Raw genomic sequence first — 16,818 nt, forward strand, 5'->3', positions numbered from 1 at the left:
GGTCTTATCCCACGTAATGACAGGCCGCGTATGATGCGCCGCCGCCGACCGAGCGCAAACCCGGCTCTTCTTGCGCGCACTTGCCGTCGGCGAGCGGACAACGCGTTCGGAACGCACAGCCCGACGGCGGGTTCAGCGGCGATGGCAGCTCACCGCGCAAGAATTTCGATTCACGTTCGCGCTTGTAGTCCGGATCTGGCACCGGAATCGCGCTGAGCAGCGCGCGCGAGTATGGATGCCGCGGCTGACGGTAGAGCTCTTCCGCGTCGGCCACCTCGACGACCTTGCCGAGGTACATCACCATCACGCGGTCGCTGATATGCCGAACCACGGCGAGATCATGCGCGATGAAGATCAGCGAAAGCTGCAGTTCGTGCTTCAGCTTGATCAGCAAGTTGACGATCTGCGCCTGAATCGAGACATCAAGGGCCGAGACCGGCTCGTCACAGATCACGACCTTCGGCTCCAGAATCAGCGCGCGCGCAATCCCGATACGCTGACACTGGCCACCGGAGAATTCGTGCGGGTAGCGGTTGATCTGATTCGGCAGCAGGCCCACCCGCTTCATCATCGTCCGCACGCGCTGGCGCCGTTCGTCCTTGGACAGATTCGGCTCGTGGACGCCCAGCGGCTCGCCGATAATCTCGCCCACCGTCATTCGCGGGTTGAGTGCCGCGAGCGGATCCTGGAACACCACCTGCATGTCCCGGCGGGTCTTCTGCCAATCGGCATTCGACTGGGTAGTCAACTCCTTGCCCAGCAGGCTGATGCTGCCGGCGGACGCGGGGACCAAACCCAAAATGGCTCGCGCCAGGGTCGACTTGCCGCAGCCTGACTCGCCGACCACTCCCAGGGTTTCTCCAGGATGCAGGTCGAGATTCACCCCGTTTACCGCATGTAATGCCTTGGGCTTGGCGAACAGACCACTGGCGATCGGGAAACTCACGCGCACCTGACGCAGCGACAACAAGGGGCGACTCATGATGGACGAACCTCCGCGACCGAAGCGTGGCAGGCACGACGATGCTGCGCGGTCTCCACGGCTTCCAGCACCGGCCGATGGGTCGGACAGGGATCATGCCGCCAGGCACAACGCGCCTCGAACGGGCAGCCGGGCGGCAGGTGCAGCAGGTCAGGCGGATTGCCTGGGATCGCGACCAGCTCGGACTGGTGATCCGAATCCAGGCTCGGGATCGAATCCAGCAAACCCCGTGTGTACGGGTGTGTGGGCCCCTTGAACAAGGTCCGTGCGTCCGCCTGCTCCATGATCTGGCCACCGTAGAGCACCAGCACTTCGTCGCAGACGTCGGCCACGACACCCAGGTCGTGCGTGATCATGACGATGGCGACGCCGAACTCATCGCGAAGATCGGAGAGCAGATCGAGAATCTGCGCCTGCACCGTCACGTCCACTGCCGTCGTCGGTTCATCCGCGATCAGCAACTCCGGACGTGTCAGCAAGGTCATCGCGATCATCACGCGCTGACGCATGCCACCAGAAAACTCGTGCGGGTAACGCAGGATGCGGCTCTTGGCGTCCGGGATACGGACCGCATCCAGCATCTTGATCGATTCCTGCACGGCTTCGCGTTTGCCCATGCCGCGATGCCGGACCAGCACCTCGGCCATCTGCGTGCTGACCTTCAGATACGGATTCAATGAGGTCATCGGATCCTGAAAGATCATGCCGATATGTGCGCCGCGGATACTGTTCATCCGGCGCTGGCCGACACCCACCAACTCTTCACCCTTGAACTGAATCGATCCGCTCACTTCGCCATTGCTGGCAAGCAGACCCATGATGGCCAAAGCGGTCTGGCTCTTCCCCGAACCAGATTCACCGACGATGCCAAGCGTGGCACCGGCGTCCAGCGAGAAGTTCAGGCCATTGACGGCCTGGACGATCCCGTCCTCGGTCGTGAACCGCACATCGAGGTTGTTGACGGCTAGCAGCATGACCTAGCGATCCTTGGGGTCCAGCGCGTCACGCAAACCGTCGCCGACAAAGTTGAAGCAGAACAGGGTGAGCGCCAGAAAGCTTGCGGGGAAGGCCAGCGTCCACCATGAAGATTCCATCTCGCGAGCGCCTTCGTTGACCAGCGCCCCCCACGAGGTTGAGGGCTCCTGCACACCCAGCCCCAGAAAGCTGAGGAAGGACTCGACCAGAATCACCCTCGGGATGGTGAGCGTGACATAAACGACCACCACCCCCAGCAGATTCGGCACCACGTGGCGAGCGATGATGTTCCGGGTACTCACCCCCATGGCCTGGGCGGCCTCCACGAACTCGCGACCCTTGAGCGACAAGGTCTGCCCGCGGACGATGCGCGCCATATCCAGCCAGGTGATCGCACCAATGGCGACAAAGATCAATACGATATTGCGGCCGAACAGCACCATCAGCAGGATCACGAGAAACATGAAGGGCAGCGCGTACAGAATATCGACAACACGCATCATCACGGCATCAACGCGGCCGCCCAGGTAGCCCGCGGTGGCCCCCCAGGCCGTGCCGATCAGCAGACTCACCGCAGTGGCGACAATGCCAACCAGCAACGAGATCTGACCGCCCACCAGCGTGCGCACGAACAGGTCACGCCCGACGGAGTCGGTGCCGAAAAAATGGCCGTCGCTGAGGCTGGGGGCGGTGGCGACCTTGTCCCAGTCCACCGCGTCGAAGCTGTATGGCGCGAGCAAGGGGCCTGCAAAGCAGATCAGCAGCATCACGGTCAGAATGACCAGGCTCGTCACTGCCGCTCTGTTTCGGCGCAAGCGCCGCCATGCGTCTACCCAGAGGCTGCGGCCCTGGACGATCTCGTCGCCATCCACGGCATCCTGCAGCACGTTTGCGGCGCTGGTACTCATTGGGCGCGCACCTTCGGATCGAGCACGCTGTAGAGCAGATCCACCAGAAAGTTGAACGCGATGATCAATGCGCCGTAGAAAATCACCACGCCAAGTACCAGGGTGTAGTCACGGTTCAATGCTCCCTGCACGAAAAAACGCCCCAGGCCGGGAATGGAAAAGATCTGCTCCATGACCACCGAACCGGTGATGATCCCGGCCGTGGCCGGGCCAAGGTAGGACAGCACGGGCAGAAAGGCGGGCTTGAGCGCATGCCGCAGAATGACCTGACGCATGGGCAGGCCCTTGGCCCGGGCTGTACGCAGGTAGTTCGACCGTAGGATTTCGATCATGCTGCCGCGCATAATCCGGGCTACATAGGCCACCTGCGGTAGGGCCAGAGCGATTACCGGCAAGACCATGTTCTGCCACGCCCCACCGTTCCAGCCGCCTGCCGGCAACCAGCCAAACGCGACCGCGAACACCAGGATCAGCAACGGTGCGACAACAAAGTTCGGGATCGAAATACCGGTCATCGCAACCGTCATGACGCCATAGTCCGTCGCGCTGTTCTGCCTCATCGCGGCGATCATTCCAAAGATCGACCCGAAGAATACGGCGACGATCATCGCCGAGAAGCCCAGCTTCAGCGAAACAGGAAAGCCCTGCGCGATCAGTTCATTGACCGTGTAGTCAACGTACTGAAACGACGGCCCCAGGTCCCCCTGCAGGACGTCACCAAGATAGCTGGCGTACTGAACGATGAGTGGCTTATCCAGACCGTAGGCAGCGTCCAGATTGGCGCGAACCTCCGGCGGTACGGGCTTTTCTAGATCGAAAGGCCCACCCGGCGCCAGGCGCATCATGAAAAACGCCAGCGTGATCAAAACCAGCAGTGTTGGAATGGCAGCGAGCAAACGCTTGAATGCGAAGCTCAGCACGGGCGCGCCCCTACCCTGTATTGATTGATCACGGGATTCACCATCGGGTCAGTGCGCGAGAATGCGCCAGTTCTTGGTGTAGTGGTGATCCATGATGTTCGGCACAAAGCCGTCCACATACGGCTTCACCAAGCCTTTTTCCACGTAGTAGTAGATCGGCATGATCGGCTGGTCCGCCAGCAACATGCGCTCGGCCTGCTCCATCAGCTTGGCACGGCGATCCATGTCGGTTTGCACCGAAATTTCCGCCAACAGGGCATCGTACTCCGGGTTGTTGTAGCCGGAATCGTTGATGCCGTGCTTGGAGTGCATGAGCTCCAGAAAGGTGTAGGGATCGTTGTAGTCGCCAATCCAGCCGGCACGGAACACCTGGGTATCCTGCTTGAGCTTGCGAGTTTGCAGAAAGACCTTCCACTCTTCGTTGATCAGCGTGTAGTCGACCCCCAGCACGGCTCGCCACATGGCTGCCACGGCCAGCGACACTTTCTTGTGGTTCTCGTGGGTGTTGTAGCGAATCTCGACCTGCAGCGGATTGTCTTCGGAATAGCCCGCTTCGTTGTATAGCCTCCGCGCCTCGGCGAAACGCTCGTCGCGCGTCATGTCCGCGTAGCCCGCGACCTGAGATTCGTACCCGGTAATCCCCGGGGGCACGAAGCCATAGGCCGGCTGCTCCCCTAGATTCAGGATCTTCTCGCAGATCACCCGACGGTCGATCGCCATCGACAGCGCTTGCCGCAGCTTCAGATTGCCCTTGAATGGCGGCTGCGTGACGTTAAAGCCGAAGTAGTAAATTCCCAGATACGTCGATACTTCCAGCTCGTCGCCCAAGTGATCGCGTATCCAGCCGACCTGGGACACCGGCACGTCGTAGGTGTAGTCCAGCTCGCCAGCACGGTAGCGTTTGAGTTCGGAGGACTGGTCCTCGGTCGCGTAGTAATAAACCGTGTTGATTGTGGTGTTTGCATCGCCCCAGTACATGGGGTTCCGCTTCAGGACAATGTGGGACTGCACCACCCAATCATCCAGCACGTAGGCTCCGTTGTTCACCATATTGCCGGGGCGCGAGAACTTGTCGCCGAACGTTTCCACGGTCGCGCGATGCACCGGATAGGTGCTGGAATGATTCAGCAGCCCCAGAAAGTACGGCGTCGGCGCCTTGAGCCGGATTTCAACGGTGAAATCGTCCAGGGCGGTGACGCCGAGATCCTCCACGGGCCGTTCGCCGGCGACCACTGACTCGGCGTTCTCGATCGGCGCGAGAATCTGAGCATATTTGGACGCGGTGACAGGATCCGCACTGCGGCGCAGACCGTAGACGTAATCCATGGCCGTGACCGGGTCGCCATTCGACCAACGTGCCTCAGGGCGCAGCTTGAAGGTGTAGACGGTACCGTCCTCGGACAGCGTCCACGACGCAGCACCACCGGGAATGATGTCTCCGTTTGGCGCTTCGCTCGTCAGGCCTTCGTAGAGATCGCGAAGAATATGCGAGGACGGAACGCCTTCGGCCTTGTGCGGGTCCAGTGTCTGTGGCTCCGCACCGTTGCCTTTGTGAAGAACTTGCTCCGCTGCCAGCTCAGCCGCGGAACTAACCGTCGCGACGCTCCCCAGAGCGCAGACGAGAAACAGTGCGCCAAGTGCACTTCGCATAGCATTCCCCGACGGCTGATCAGCCTTCTGTTGCGAGATGTGCAAGCCAGGCCTGCGCCTGAGACTTGGTTGCGCTGTCATTGCGGGCAGCCAGGAAAGCCGAGCGGGCTTGATCCGTCTTTCCCTGATTCCAGGCCGCCACGCCGACGAGCAACTGGGTTTCACCTCGGTCGTTTACGCCCTTGGCCAAGGCGTTTTTCAGGGCTTCCTCAGCCTTGGGCCAATTTTCATCATCGATGTAGATCTGACCCAGCCGGTGCCAGATGCGACCGTCCGCCGCCAAGGGCGCCGCCTCGGTGAAAACCGACAAGGCCTGCGCGTTTTCCCGCGCCATCTGCCAGGCAGTGCCCAGCTTCTCCAGCGACTCGAGAGTCTTGTCAACGATGCCGGCATTCATCCCATCGGTAAGAACCTGGGCGGCCTTATAGGGAATTTCGAGAAACAGATAGACGTTCGCGAGGTTTTCGATCTCACGCTCGGTATCCAGGAAGCCCTGCCGTCCGGCCAGTGCGAGCACGGCCAGCGACTCCGGGTCGTCCTTCATCTCGAGAAACACGCCGGATAGCTGCTTCCAGTAGTCCTCTTTGATCGGATGATTGGCGATCAGTGTCACGAGGACTTCCGCGGCCTGCTTGAATTGCTTTTGCTCGTAGTGAATCGCGAGCTTGAGCTGATACCAAGTCTCCGGCACATCCTTGCGGGCGCGGATCGCCTTGTCCACGTATGGCAATGCAGAGCGGTACTGCTTGCGATCAACGTAAATACTCGCGATCAGAATGTAAGCGTCCGGCGCGGGATCACTACAGGTTTCATCAAGATATCGCTTCAGATACTTGAGTGCCGAATCCCTGTCTTCGACGGCGTAATACAACTGACCGACGTTGTTGAGCATTTGCTCATGCTGCTGTTGTGGCAGCGCGTTCAGATCAATGGCTTTTACGAAAGCGGGGATCGCATTCTTGTAGTCTTCCTGCGATGCCCACGCGAACGCTTCGGTCTGATAGACCAAGGCTTTCTCGTAGTCATTGCGCTCGACCTTGGGCAGCAGTTTTCGGGCCCCTTCGATCGCATCGCTGTACTTCTCTTCAGCGATATCTTCCTGAATGCGGGTCAGGCGACGATAAGTGAATTCGCTCAAGGAACCGCTGGCTTCTCGCGGTTCCTCGCAGTTCACTTCGGCAGCCGCCACTGACGGCATACCCGCCAGTGGCAGCAACGCAAACAAGCTCAGAGTAGCGAGGGTCTTCTTCATAGCTCTTAGTTCAATGTGAAGTTCAACGTCTGCGTCGCGCTTTGCTCGACCGGCTGGCCGTCTATGACCCGAGGCTTGAACTTCCATTTCAAAATCGCGGCGATAGCAGAACGTTCAAACACACCGCGCGGTTGCGCATCTGTCACTTTCGCGTCGCGCACGGTTCCGTCCGGGTTAATCACCAGCGACATGGTGACATAACCTTCCGTTCCGGCTCTCGCAGCCCGCCGCGGATACTGCGGCTGGATACGGACCAACGGCACCGCTTGCGAGCTACCGCTGGTTGGCGTCGCGCTGTAAGTCCCCAGGAACGGCCCTCCACCGATATTCGTCGGCAGATTGAGGTTCGGCAGGTTCATTTGCTGTGGCTGCTGCTGCGGCTTCGGCGTCTGCACCGATTTCAGCTTTGGCGGCGGCGGCGGTTTCTTGGGCGGTGGCGGCTTTTCCGGCTTGCGGCGCTCACGCTCCTGCAGGGATTCCTGTCGCTTGAGGCGGACAAAATCAATACCCCCGAGGTCTTCTCGCTTGGCGATATCGCCACCGCTGAGATACACCAGGGCGTGCATCATCCAGAACAGGCCAATGGCGACCAGTATCGCCAGCCCGAATGCTCCGAGTCTTCGCATGTCGTTTCCCGTCTACTCAGGGCGCCGGTTAGCTACCGGGTTCCTGAGCGGCGATCGACACGTTCTCGACACCCGCGAGACGGACCTGATCCATGACCTCAACAAAGCGGCCGGTCTCGGATGCCTTGTCAGCGATGATGACCACGGCGCCTTCGGGGTTCTCGGCGTGCAGCCGCTCCACGTTGGCGCGCACCGACCGGATATCCACCTGCCGCTTGTCGATCCAGACATCGCCATTCGAACGGATGGCAATCAGGATGTTGCCCGCTTCCTTGCGCTCAGCAGTGCTGGCGTTCGGACGACTCACGTCGATGCCAGCCTCCTTGACGAAGGAGGTGGTGACGATGAAGAAGATCAGCATGATGAAGACAATATCCAGCATCGGCGTCATGTCGATCGCCGCTTCGTCTTCTTGCGAACTCGCTTTACGACGCATGTTCGTATTCCTCAATCAGTGCGAGCCAAGCTCGTCTTCTAGCTCGCGCCGTTCACGCGTTGCCAGATTTTCGAGTTGCACGCTGAAATAGATGCCCGATAACGCCACCACCATGCCTGCCATCGTGGGCAGTGTGGCCCGGTACACACCGGAAGCCATTGCACGTGCGTTACCTGTTCCGGAGATCGCCATAACGTCGAACACGGAGACCATGCCGGTCACTGTGCCCAGCAGGCCGATCATCGGACACAAGGCCACCAGGGTTTTGATCGTCAACACAGAGCGGGCGACGGACTTGGAAGTTTCGGATATCAGGCGTGCCCGCAATCCTTTTGCCAACCAACTCCGACGATCCGCCTGCTGATCCCACCGTTCAATCGCCGACCGCTTGAGCTTCGGGTACGAGAAGCTGACAAACATCAGACGCTCAATGATCAGGCTCCAAAGCCCAATCGCAACGACGAGCAGAATCCAGACGATCGGACCTCCGTTCTCCAGGAAGTCCAGAATCGACGCAAACGGCTCAAGATGCAGCATTGCCGCCCTTGTGCTCAGCAATCAGACCGACCGATTCCTCATCCAAAGTCTGGATGATGCCCTTGGCCCGGCTCGCCAGCATGCTGTGGATCAGGATCAGCGGAATCGCCATGACCAGTCCCAGCACAGTGGTCATCAGCGCCTGCGAAATACCACCGGCCATCAGCTTCGGATCACCGGTGCCATACAGGGTGATTGACTGGAACACCTGGATCATCCCGGTCACGGTTCCGAGCAGCCCCAGCAACGGGCCGATCGCAGCGAGAATCTTGATGATGGACAGCCCGCGTTCGACGGCCGGTGTCTCCTTGAGCACCGCCTCATCCATCCGTAACTCAATGATTTCGGAATCAGCGCTTGGATCTTTGTAGTAGGCCTGCAGGACGCGACCCAGCGGGTTGCTTTCCTTGGGCTCGCTGATGTTCTTCTTCTGGCTGGAGATCTTTGCGCTCAATGCGCCCAGCGAAAGGAACTTCAGCAGCGAGATGATCAAGCCGATCACGGTGAGGCCAATGATCAGCCAGCCGATCATGCCCCCTTCGCTCTCCATCACGCGCTGCAGCAAATTGCGCTCTTGAATCTTGGCGCGCAGCAGGGTGCCCTGACTCGGGTCAACCACCATGGTGTGATAGCCGCTGGTCTCGCCGACAAAGTCTTTGGCGACGGAGACATAGGTCGAACTCGGCTGCTTCGGTAGCTTGCGGAACTTGCCCTCAACCCCGGTTTCGTAGGTGAGGAACTCGCCATCGGCAATCGCTGTGAAGGTGCCCAGCCGCACAACCGGCTTGGTCGCCTGCTCGCCGTCACCTTCAATCACAGTGGCATCGAACCGCACGACCTTACCCAGCTCGGTCATCTCACGCTGCATCTCAAACCACAGACGCTCGAGTTTGGCGATGGATGGCAGGCGCTTGGACTCGGCGAGATCACCGAGGAAGTCCATGCGCTCCTCACCAAGCTGCGCGGTGACCATGGAGTTCTGCGCAGCGGAGTAAACGTCGCCAGAAACCTGGCGCACAACGCCGAACATCTCGCCAAGCGCACCCGACTTACCGGACAACGTGGTTTCCAGCTCGGCCAGCTTTTCTTCGTTGGAGTCAAATTGACTCGATAACTCATCAGCGCGGCGTTCCAGCGATGCCAGTTCGTTCTTGGCGTTCTTCAGCAATGTCGCTTGCTGATTACGCTCGCTACGAAACTCGCGAATCCGCTGCTCGTTCTCGGCGCTTTCGGCCGAACGGGCGGCGCGCGTCTGCTGCAGGAGCTCGTCCAGCGACTTGGCCTGAGCGAAAGCGGGGGATGTGGCAGCCACAGAGAGTGCTGCCACGCAGCCGATGACAACCGGCCGAATCAATACATTCAACATTAGTTGGCCTCCTGCGGGGCCTGGATCGGCATCAGCATGAGGTTCGGAGGCGACTGCTTCCGGGCAATTCTCAAACCATCAGTCACGAAATCTTCGAGGTCGGTGTCCGTCACCCACTGACGCGACTCGTTGTTCCAAAATCCAAACTCTTCGCCATTGGGTGTGGAGTACATGAGCGCAAGACGGCCAATCCGAAGAAAATCCACCTCGCGACCGGTATCACCCAATTCGCCCTGGTAAGCCTCGATATTGCGGCCAAACTCCATTTCGATCTGATACGCCTCGAGAATCCGGCGGTACTTTTCTGCCGTCGAGATATCCGCACGAGCCATCAATGCCTCCAGCTCCGCGACGCGCGTGGTCCGTTCAGATGGCAGAAATGGAACATCCAGCTCAACAAACTGCCCGAGCGACGTGACCATGTCTTCCATCAACGGCAGCACACCTCGGTTGGTGGATTCGATTTGCTCAATCTGCTCTTCGATCGAGACAATCTCCTCCTGCTGGGCTGACACCTGACGCTCTAGCTGAGCGATATAGCTTTTCAACGAGTCGATTTCGATCAACGTCGCACGATAGTCCGCAACAATCTGCTGTGTCTCATCGTCCAAGTTGTCAATTTGCTTCTGCGCACCCTGAGCATTTCGCTCGGTCTGAACCTGGGTCTGAACTAAACGATTCACGGTTGCCGTGCTGGCGGCCGCCGTCGCAGACAGCCCCAGAAACGCCGCCGCAACCGCACCAACGACAACGCGCTGAGCAGTCTTATCACTCATACAAATTTTCCTAACGAAGGTGATTTCAAACGAGACGAAACGAACGTCTCGTGAACGATTCGGAGCCTACCACAGTCTGCATTTGAGACTGATGCACCCACCAAGATGGGCAGCGTAATGCACGGCTCATGCCACTAGTGGCCCACTTCACTCATGTCGCAGCACCCGCGCCAACATCCTTGAACCAGGCATTGAACGCGACAGTTACTCGCTCCTGCGTCCCAGTAAAAGGAAGTACTTGGTGCATAACCCATGACGGGAAGACGACCAATTGCCCAGACATCAAAGCCATTTCCTTCGGCTGATTCGCCCAAGGTGCTCGTACGTTGGCAACGCCCAGATCGACGAACATGCCAGCCGTTGGCGCCGGGTGCATAAACTGCACATGGCCAGAATCGACGCCAGCGTTGTCACCATAGCCATTATCCACACAGTAGATGCCGCTCCAGGACGCCATCGGGTGGTTGTGGAAACCGAACGAGCCACCCGCACGGGTGATATGAAACCACGCGTCAGCTGACATACGCAGCGCCTGCACCCGTTCTCGGTCATAGCCGCTGAGTTCCGCGATCAGACGAAACACGGTGGCGGTACAAAATTCCTGCAGCTGCCGTATGTCGGGATGATCCCAGTGGAACAGGTCAAATCTGCTCTCGAACAATCCTGGGCCAATGCGCATGGTGGGAGATGTGTTCGCGTAGGCGGCGCCTTCAGCCTCACGCTCGAGGAACAACGCCCGAAGCCGCCCATTGAGCTCTTGCGAGTCCGGCATGGAAGTCTGCGCGAAGGGCACCGCAAACCCAGGAAAAATCTGAAACGGAATACTAGCCATTCACGAAGCCCTCAATCTCGTCGCCCAGTGCGTCGACCAGTGGATTCAAACTGTCACCATATCGCTGCCAACGTGCGACAGCGCCGCGATAGATCGGCGACCGAACCTGCCATCGACTCGGCGTGAGCACCGGCCTTTCATGCTCGTAAAACCGCAAGCAGTTCTCATCCCAAGGCAGGCCTATCGCGTCGATCAATGCATGAGACTGCGCTTCGGGTGACGCGATCAAATCCTCATATCGGCAGACATGGATGCGTTCCGCGCAGTGGGTATACCAATGACGCATCAACCGACTGTATTGCGTGATGTAGTGGCCGATATCCGCGAGATCGGTCGCATATTTCTGGCTCAGGCCGAAGTTTTCGGCAAAGACGGACACACCGATATCCCTCGGATCACGCTGACACCACACAATATGCGCGTTCGGAAACAGCGTCAGTATCATGCCGACGTAGTGGTAGTTCATCGGCGCCTTGTCGATCAGGCGGCTGGCGCTAACACGCTCCCTCGCCATTAACGCATCCAGATACTCTCCGGCAGTGCTCCGCACCACGTCCGGCGACAAACCGGCAACCACCTCTGGCCAACGTTGAATGGAGTTTGTTCGTGCCGGCAAGCCTTTGCTCAATCTGGCGATCTCGGAGAGCTCGCCATACCCGTAAGCGTCAGGGTGCGAAGACAAAATCTGCTCGACTAGCGATGTCCCGCTTCTGGGCATTCCAACCACAAACACCGGCCGCGGATCATCAAGCCCCCAGCCCGACGTCTTGCGAAGGAAAGCGTCGGAAAAGGTGTCGATCAACCGATCTACGTAATTAATGGCCGCGTCATGATCATACGGCCCTATCTGCTGCCGGCGGGCATTATTCGCAGCTGTCCATGCGGCCATCGCGCCCTCGGAATCACCTTTTGCATCCAACGCTTTACCCAGACCAAAGCCTACATTTGCGTATGACTCAACCGGGCGCCCTGACTCAGCCATAACTGCACGCGCGGCCGCAATGTCCTCGTCGGTCGCGTCTGCTCGCAGGAGCGTCAGGATTCCTTCATGCGCCAGGGCCCATCCGGGCCTGAGTTCCAACGCCTTCCTGAATTCAGCCTCTGCACCTGCCTTGTCTGCAAAATCTTCCAACATCTGGGCAAAACCCAAGTGAAGATCCGCAGATTCGGGGAACCGCAGCACGCTTTCGCGGTACATCTCCAGCGTCTCCTCTAGTCGAGCCTGCTTGAACAGAACACCTCCGAGGCCGATATAACCTGCCTCCGCGGCAACCGGCACCTGAATTGCACGGCGCCAAACCGATTCCGCTGCCTGCAGATCACCAGCGCTTTGCATTGCCCGGGCGTACGTGACGTAGCTTCCGACCTGATCGGGCGCAAGCGTGAGCGCCCGCTCAAAAGCTGGCTGCGCATCGCGGAAACGCCGAACCTCCACGAGCGCTTTGGCGAAATTGTGCCAAGATGGTGCATCGTTCGGCTTCAACTCGACACGATGCTGCCAGTGTTCCAGTGACTCCTCGGCGCGGCCCGCCATCATCAGGGTTAGCGCAAGGTCGGCGCGAGCATCGGCATGCTCGGGCGCAGAGCGCACCGCCTCTCGCAGCAGCTGTATCGCCCCATCTGGCTGACGTCGTTGCCACGCAACAGCAGCCAGGCCACGGTGGGCGTCGACGCCTAATTTTGGATCGTGCATGTAGTCAGCGAAAACGGCGCGCGCCGAATCCAGCTGGCCGCGCCGATAACTATCGAACGCCGCCGCGATACGTTGGGCCCCGTCAGCGGCTGCCCCGGTCTGTTGACTATTACTATTCACGTATACCCTCTAAAGCCCAGCCCATTTCCTCACCACGCTCATGCAGCACGGATATCGAAACGGGACTGAAACCGTTCTGTTCAAGGCGCTCGCGGAAGATATCGAGCCCGGCAGTATCCAGTGCAGCGGCTCTTAGCGCTTCCAGTCGAACGCGGTGCTCGTCCAATCCTTGGCAAAGTTCGGCCAGTTCGTCCAATGAACGAGCCACGCCGGCAACACCCACACGGCCTAGTACAGCAGTGAGGTGGCGCAGCAAATCGTCGGCATAGCCTCCATGCGGCAGCGCCTGCCCCAGAGCCAACACCGACTGAACCGACGAATTGTAGTTCTCCTTAATGGCGACCGCAGCGCTGTCTGCGCTGAGCCGCTCCCGCCCCTCCGCAGTCGAGGCTTGATCCAGCAACGGGATCATCGCGCCGGCCAGTTCAAGCAGCTTGCCCGGCTCGGCAACCTGGCGGATTAACGTTAACTCGTCTCTGGCGACGCAATCCAATAGTGACCCGGACTTGTGAACCACACATGCGATGCGGGCCGTCGGAGCCAATACCCGCAACACTTCTGCCCACGCAGCGTCCGTCGCGCCATACTCGAACGCAAACTGGCTGATCAGCGCGGTAACGGAAGCCGATTCCAATCCCAGCGAGTCGAAGCGCGTCCGCCCCATGACGCAAATCCGGGCGTGATTCGGGTGCGAGTTTCGCTGTGTCGCGAGCTGGCTATTATCGAGCGCCGCGGCGTCGACCCCCATCAAACTCGGAGCCTCGCCCACCGGGAACATTTCTCCCAGCAATGCGAGCAAACCAGCATTGCCGCAGCCCAGCTCAAGCACAGCATCGGACGGTCCGAGCGCTCGAGCGACAGTCCGCCAGAAGGCCTGTGTCTGCGGCCCGTAATAGCCCGCAAACGACGTCGGGCACGAATGCAGGTGCCCTTCGGCCCAGTAGCGCGACCACGTGTTCTCAACCTCATCCACGGCTTGCGCTGCTGTCATGAATTCATACCCACCAAAAGAACACAGGGCCCCGAAGGGCCCTGTGCATCACACGTCGCGTTGATTAGAAACGCTGGGTGTACTTCACGTACGGCTGACGGCCGTACTGGTCATACAGGTCGAAGTTGTAGTTACGACCGTTGCCATCTGTCCCGGCAGAACGCACGTCCGGTTCTTTGTCGAACACGTTCAGCGCACCGAGGGCGATGGTGCCGTTCACTACAGGAATGTCATAAGCAACCTGGAGATCCCAGGTCGTGTATGACGGCACATGACCGAGCTGCTGACCATCCGAAACGGTCAGGGCGTAGTCGGAGATGTGGTTCATGTTAAACGCCGTGGTCACAGGACCAAACTCCCACGCGTTGCCCAGCGTAATGCGGTACTCAGGAGCACCTGGGTCACCCGCCAGATCACGCCCGCCATCGATGGTGTAGCTCAACACGTGAGTCGCCTCAAGATGCGACTTAAACGTGCCGAGACCCGCCGGCAACGCAAGGTTCACGTCGGCCGCCAGATCGATACCGTCGGTTTCCAACTCACCTTCGTTGGCGTAGCCCGCGATCACGCGGACGATGCGGTCCGAAGGCGCCTGACGTTCCACGCCAAGCCCAGCCGGAATCGGATCGCCTGAACCGATGCGAGCAATGATGTCACCGGGAGAGATGAAGCTGACGAGCTTGTCGATGGTGATGTTGTAGTAGTCAACGGAGAAGTTGAACCACGACGTCACATCCATCGCAAAACCGAAAGCGAACTGATCGGACTCTTCTGCTTCCAGTGCCGGGTTGGCGATAATCGTCGTGTTGACCTGCTGGGATGTTGGCGTACCACCCGGGCCGGTCAAGCAAGTACCGTTCTCGAAGGTGCCGCCTGCAAACTCACAGGTAGCTTGGTCGTTGTTGATGGACTCGGCAGAGAATGTCGGCAACTGGCTGATGATATCCAGGGTCGGGGCGCGGAAGCCCTGGCCGATGGACGCACGCAGCGTAATGTTCGACAACGGCTGGTAACGTGCGCTCAGCTTCGGTGCGAAGTTCTCGCCGACATCGCTATAGTCTTCAAAGCGACCGGACAGCGTCACTTCCAAGGTGTCGATCACCGGCATGAAGAGTTCGAAGAACGCCGACTTCACACGGCGATCCGTACCGGCCGAGTTACCTGCCGAGCCACCGATTACGCCAGCTTCCTGCAGCGAATCGTAAGCGTCGAAATACTGCTCTTCACGGTACTCGATACCAGCCGCGCCAGCAGCAGTACCACCCGCCATGTTGAACAGGTCCATAGAGGCTTCGAAGAAGGCTTCGTCGGTAATCCACGAGGAATCGCGGTTGATCGTCGCCTTCATGGCATTCAGCACTTCGTCTGGATTGTTCTGAGGATCCAGGAAGTTGTACGTGCCATCGTTGATGAAGGTCGCGGCAATCGGGAGCACAACGTAGTTGCGGCCGAGCTCATAGAAGCGATATTCGTTGTGACGAATACCGGTATCGATGTCCACCGGGCCAATCACACCAGAGAAGATACCGCTGATGTCATAAACATTGGCATCGGTCTTGTTGTCACGAGTACCCAGACCCGCAAAACGATGATACAGGTAGAAATCCTGATCCAGCGTGTTGTTGGGGCTGTCCGCATCCACGAGAATCGGAATGTCGTTCAACGACGGAGCATAGCGACCGAACGATTCGGCGCGCGTGATGCTGGCGTTGACATTGACACTCCAGTCATCGGAGAACTGGTAGTTACCCTGGACGAACAAACCCTGGCTGCTGGTTGCAGCTTCGTCGGCAGACACACGAGTAAAGTCATATCCGCAGAGCGTCGGCGTAGCGCCACCAGGATAGGTGTAGAACGCCGGGTCCGAGTTCGGGCAGCCTCCCGGCACAGCGCCGTAGTAGAAGTTGCCGGTGTTATCGTCGACGTAATCACCGTCGGCGTCTTCATAATCCGCGCCGAGGAAATAGTTGTTCGAGAAGAAGCTGGCCCCAGGGGTGTTGTACAGGCTGTCGCGGGCAAAGATGATGTCGCGCTCGAAGAACGACGCACCAAAGACGATGTTGCCCTTCTCGCCAGAAACACCCGACACCAGCTGGCCGCTACGGCTATCGCCACCTTCGCGTGCCGTGGTCGCGTCCTGATAGCTGATCTGCGTACCGCTGAAGTCCTTGCGCGTGATGATGTTGATAACACCTGCGATCGCGTCAGAACCGTAAATAGCGGAGGCACCGTCTTTCAGGATTTCAATGCGCTCGACAACCGCGATCGGCACGGCATTCAAATCCTGTGCCGATGGTGCAAACGGCGCCTTCGGTGCGCGACGCCCGTCAATCAGCACCAACGTGCGCTCGGAACCCAAGCCGCGCAGGGATACCGACACGAGGGACTGAGCTGAGCTGCCCGACTGCGCACGGAACGCGCCAAAGGTATTGAAGGTTGTATTGCGAAGCAGTTCACCCACCGAGGTGAAGCCGCTCTGCTCGATGTCGTCACGATCAATGACCGCAACCGGCAGTGCGCCTTCGATATCGGCACGACCAAGACGGGAGCCAGTTACTTCGAATTCGCCGAGATCAACGGCTTCTTCGTCGGCATCATCGGTTTGGGCAACTGCCACTTGCGGCGCTGCGGCATAGGCGAAGGCTGCCGCGATAGCCGCGGTCAACGGGCTCACCTTGAGCAGTCCGCGCGAGTTTTCGTCACGCTTGAGCATTGAGTATTTCTCCATGGAGTTTTATTCAGGCTTTTCGCCTT

At 59.1% G+C, this 16,818-nt stretch carries 15 protein-coding genes; all 15 read right to left on the bottom strand.

Going from position 1 to position 16,818, the window contains the following annotated elements; all coding sequences use genetic code 11:
* Positions 1 to 4 precede the first annotated feature (4 nt).
* Positions 5 to 982: a dipeptide ABC transporter ATP-binding protein gene (locus ACE1EY_RS13205; protein WP_291513288.1), complete on the bottom strand. Its 978-nt coding sequence runs from the start codon at positions 980 to 982 to the stop codon at positions 5 to 7.
* Positions 979 to 1,956, bottom strand: a complete 978-nt coding sequence (locus tag ACE1EY_RS13210) for an oligopeptide/dipeptide ABC transporter ATP-binding protein (protein ID WP_370300382.1) — start codon at positions 1,954 to 1,956, stop codon at positions 979 to 981. The genes ACE1EY_RS13205 and ACE1EY_RS13210 overlap by 4 nt, the downstream gene beginning before the upstream one ends.
* A 3-nt stretch (positions 1,957 to 1,959) precedes the next feature.
* Entirely contained in the window at positions 1,960 to 2,865 is a 906-nt protein-coding gene (locus ACE1EY_RS13215; protein ID WP_291513290.1) for an ABC transporter permease subunit, read from the bottom strand.
* On the bottom strand, positions 2,862 to 3,785 hold the full coding sequence (oppB, locus tag ACE1EY_RS13220) for an oligopeptide ABC transporter permease OppB (protein ID WP_291513291.1): 924 nt from the start codon (positions 3,783 to 3,785) through the stop codon (positions 2,862 to 2,864). Before oppB ends, ACE1EY_RS13215 begins: the two co-directional genes overlap by 4 nt.
* A 48-nt stretch (positions 3,786 to 3,833) precedes the next feature.
* The gene (locus ACE1EY_RS13225) at positions 3,834 to 5,435 is read right to left on the bottom strand and encodes an ABC transporter substrate-binding protein (protein ID WP_370300383.1); all 1,602 of its coding nucleotides are present in this window, start codon (positions 5,433 to 5,435) and stop codon (positions 3,834 to 3,836) included.
* Positions 5,436 to 5,454: 19 nt separating this feature from the next.
* A complete protein-coding gene (locus ACE1EY_RS13230) occupies positions 5,455 to 6,687 on the bottom strand; it encodes a tetratricopeptide repeat protein (RefSeq protein ID WP_370300384.1) in 1,233 nt (410 codons plus the stop codon).
* A gap of 5 nt (positions 6,688 to 6,692) precedes the next feature.
* Complete coding sequence (locus tag ACE1EY_RS13235) at positions 6,693 to 7,256, bottom strand: energy transducer TonB (RefSeq protein WP_291513294.1); 564 nt, start codon at positions 7,254 to 7,256, stop codon at positions 6,693 to 6,695.
* 85 nt (positions 7,257 to 7,341) lie between these two features.
* Entirely contained in the window at positions 7,342 to 7,749 is a 408-nt protein-coding gene (locus tag ACE1EY_RS13240) for a biopolymer transporter ExbD (protein ID WP_291513295.1), read from the bottom strand.
* A 15-nt stretch (positions 7,750 to 7,764) separates the two neighbouring features.
* Entirely contained in the window at positions 7,765 to 8,169 is a 405-nt protein-coding gene (locus ACE1EY_RS13245; RefSeq protein WP_373928094.1) for a MotA/TolQ/ExbB proton channel family protein, read from the bottom strand.
* A 103-nt stretch (positions 8,170 to 8,272) separates the two neighbouring features.
* The gene (locus ACE1EY_RS13250) at positions 8,273 to 9,652 is read right to left on the bottom strand and encodes a MotA/TolQ/ExbB proton channel family protein (RefSeq protein ID WP_370300386.1); all 1,380 of its coding nucleotides are present in this window, start codon (positions 9,650 to 9,652) and stop codon (positions 8,273 to 8,275) included.
* Entirely contained in the window at positions 9,652 to 10,428 is a 777-nt protein-coding gene (locus ACE1EY_RS13255; RefSeq protein WP_291514817.1) for a DUF3450 domain-containing protein, read from the bottom strand. Before ACE1EY_RS13255 ends, ACE1EY_RS13250 begins: the two co-directional genes overlap by 1 nt.
* 151 nt (positions 10,429 to 10,579) lie before the next feature.
* A complete protein-coding gene (locus ACE1EY_RS13260) occupies positions 10,580 to 11,260 on the bottom strand; it encodes a putative 2OG-Fe(II) oxygenase (RefSeq protein WP_291514816.1) in 681 nt (226 codons plus the stop codon).
* Positions 11,253 to 13,073, bottom strand: a complete 1,821-nt coding sequence (locus ACE1EY_RS13265; RefSeq protein WP_291514815.1) for a tetratricopeptide repeat-containing sulfotransferase family protein — start codon at positions 13,071 to 13,073, stop codon at positions 11,253 to 11,255. The genes ACE1EY_RS13260 and ACE1EY_RS13265 overlap by 8 nt, the downstream gene beginning before the upstream one ends.
* On the bottom strand, positions 13,066 to 13,902 hold the full coding sequence (locus ACE1EY_RS13270) for a methyltransferase domain-containing protein (protein ID WP_370300387.1): 837 nt from the start codon (positions 13,900 to 13,902) through the stop codon (positions 13,066 to 13,068). The genes ACE1EY_RS13265 and ACE1EY_RS13270 overlap by 8 nt, the downstream gene beginning before the upstream one ends.
* 226 nt (positions 13,903 to 14,128) lie before the next feature.
* A complete protein-coding gene (locus ACE1EY_RS13275; RefSeq protein WP_370300388.1) occupies positions 14,129 to 16,777 on the bottom strand; it encodes a TonB-dependent receptor in 2,649 nt (882 codons plus the stop codon).
* Between the last annotated feature and the right edge of the window lie 41 nt (positions 16,778 to 16,818).

This window comes from Abyssibacter sp. (assembly GCF_964229365.1).
Lineage (GTDB): Bacteria > Pseudomonadota > Gammaproteobacteria > Nevskiales > OUC007 > Abyssibacter.

Excerpts from the sequence above, each read along its gene's own strand:
- ACE1EY_RS13205 (WP_291513288.1), bottom strand. The coding sequence starts at position 982 with ATGAGTCGCCCCTTGTTGTCGCTGCGTCAGGTGCGCGTGAGTTTCCCG.
- ACE1EY_RS13210 (WP_370300382.1), bottom strand. The coding sequence starts at position 1,956 with ATGCTGCTAGCCGTCAACAACCTCGATGTGCGGTTCACGACCGAGGAC.
- ACE1EY_RS13215 (WP_291513290.1), bottom strand. The coding sequence starts at position 2,865 with ATGAGTACCAGCGCCGCAAACGTGCTGCAGGATGCCGTGGATGGCGAC.
- ACE1EY_RS13225 (WP_370300383.1), bottom strand. The coding sequence starts at position 5,435 with ATGCGAAGTGCACTTGGCGCACTGTTTCTCGTCTGCGCTCTGGGGAGC.
- ACE1EY_RS13230 (WP_370300384.1), bottom strand. The coding sequence starts at position 6,687 with ATGAAGAAGACCCTCGCTACTCTGAGCTTGTTTGCGTTGCTGCCACTG.
- ACE1EY_RS13235 (WP_291513294.1), bottom strand. The coding sequence starts at position 7,256 with ATGATGCACGCCCTGGTGTATCTCAGCGGTGGCGATATCGCCAAGCGA.
- ACE1EY_RS13240 (WP_291513295.1), bottom strand. The coding sequence starts at position 7,749 with ATGCGTCGTAAAGCGAGTTCGCAAGAAGACGAAGCGGCGATCGACATG.
- ACE1EY_RS13245 (WP_373928094.1), bottom strand. The coding sequence starts at position 8,169 with ATGTTTGTCAGCTTCTCGTACCCGAAGCTCAAGCGGTCGGCGATTGAA.
- ACE1EY_RS13250 (WP_370300386.1), bottom strand. The coding sequence starts at position 9,652 with ATGTTGAATGTATTGATTCGGCCGGTTGTCATCGGCTGCGTGGCAGCA.
- ACE1EY_RS13255 (WP_291514817.1), bottom strand. The coding sequence starts at position 10,428 with ATGAGTGATAAGACTGCTCAGCGCGTTGTCGTTGGTGCGGTTGCGGCG.
- ACE1EY_RS13260 (WP_291514816.1), bottom strand. The coding sequence starts at position 11,260 with ATGGCTAGTATTCCGTTTCAGATTTTTCCTGGGTTTGCGGTGCCCTTC.
- ACE1EY_RS13275 (WP_370300388.1), bottom strand. The coding sequence starts at position 16,777 with ATGCTCAAGCGTGACGAAAACTCGCGCGGACTGCTCAAGGTGAGCCCG.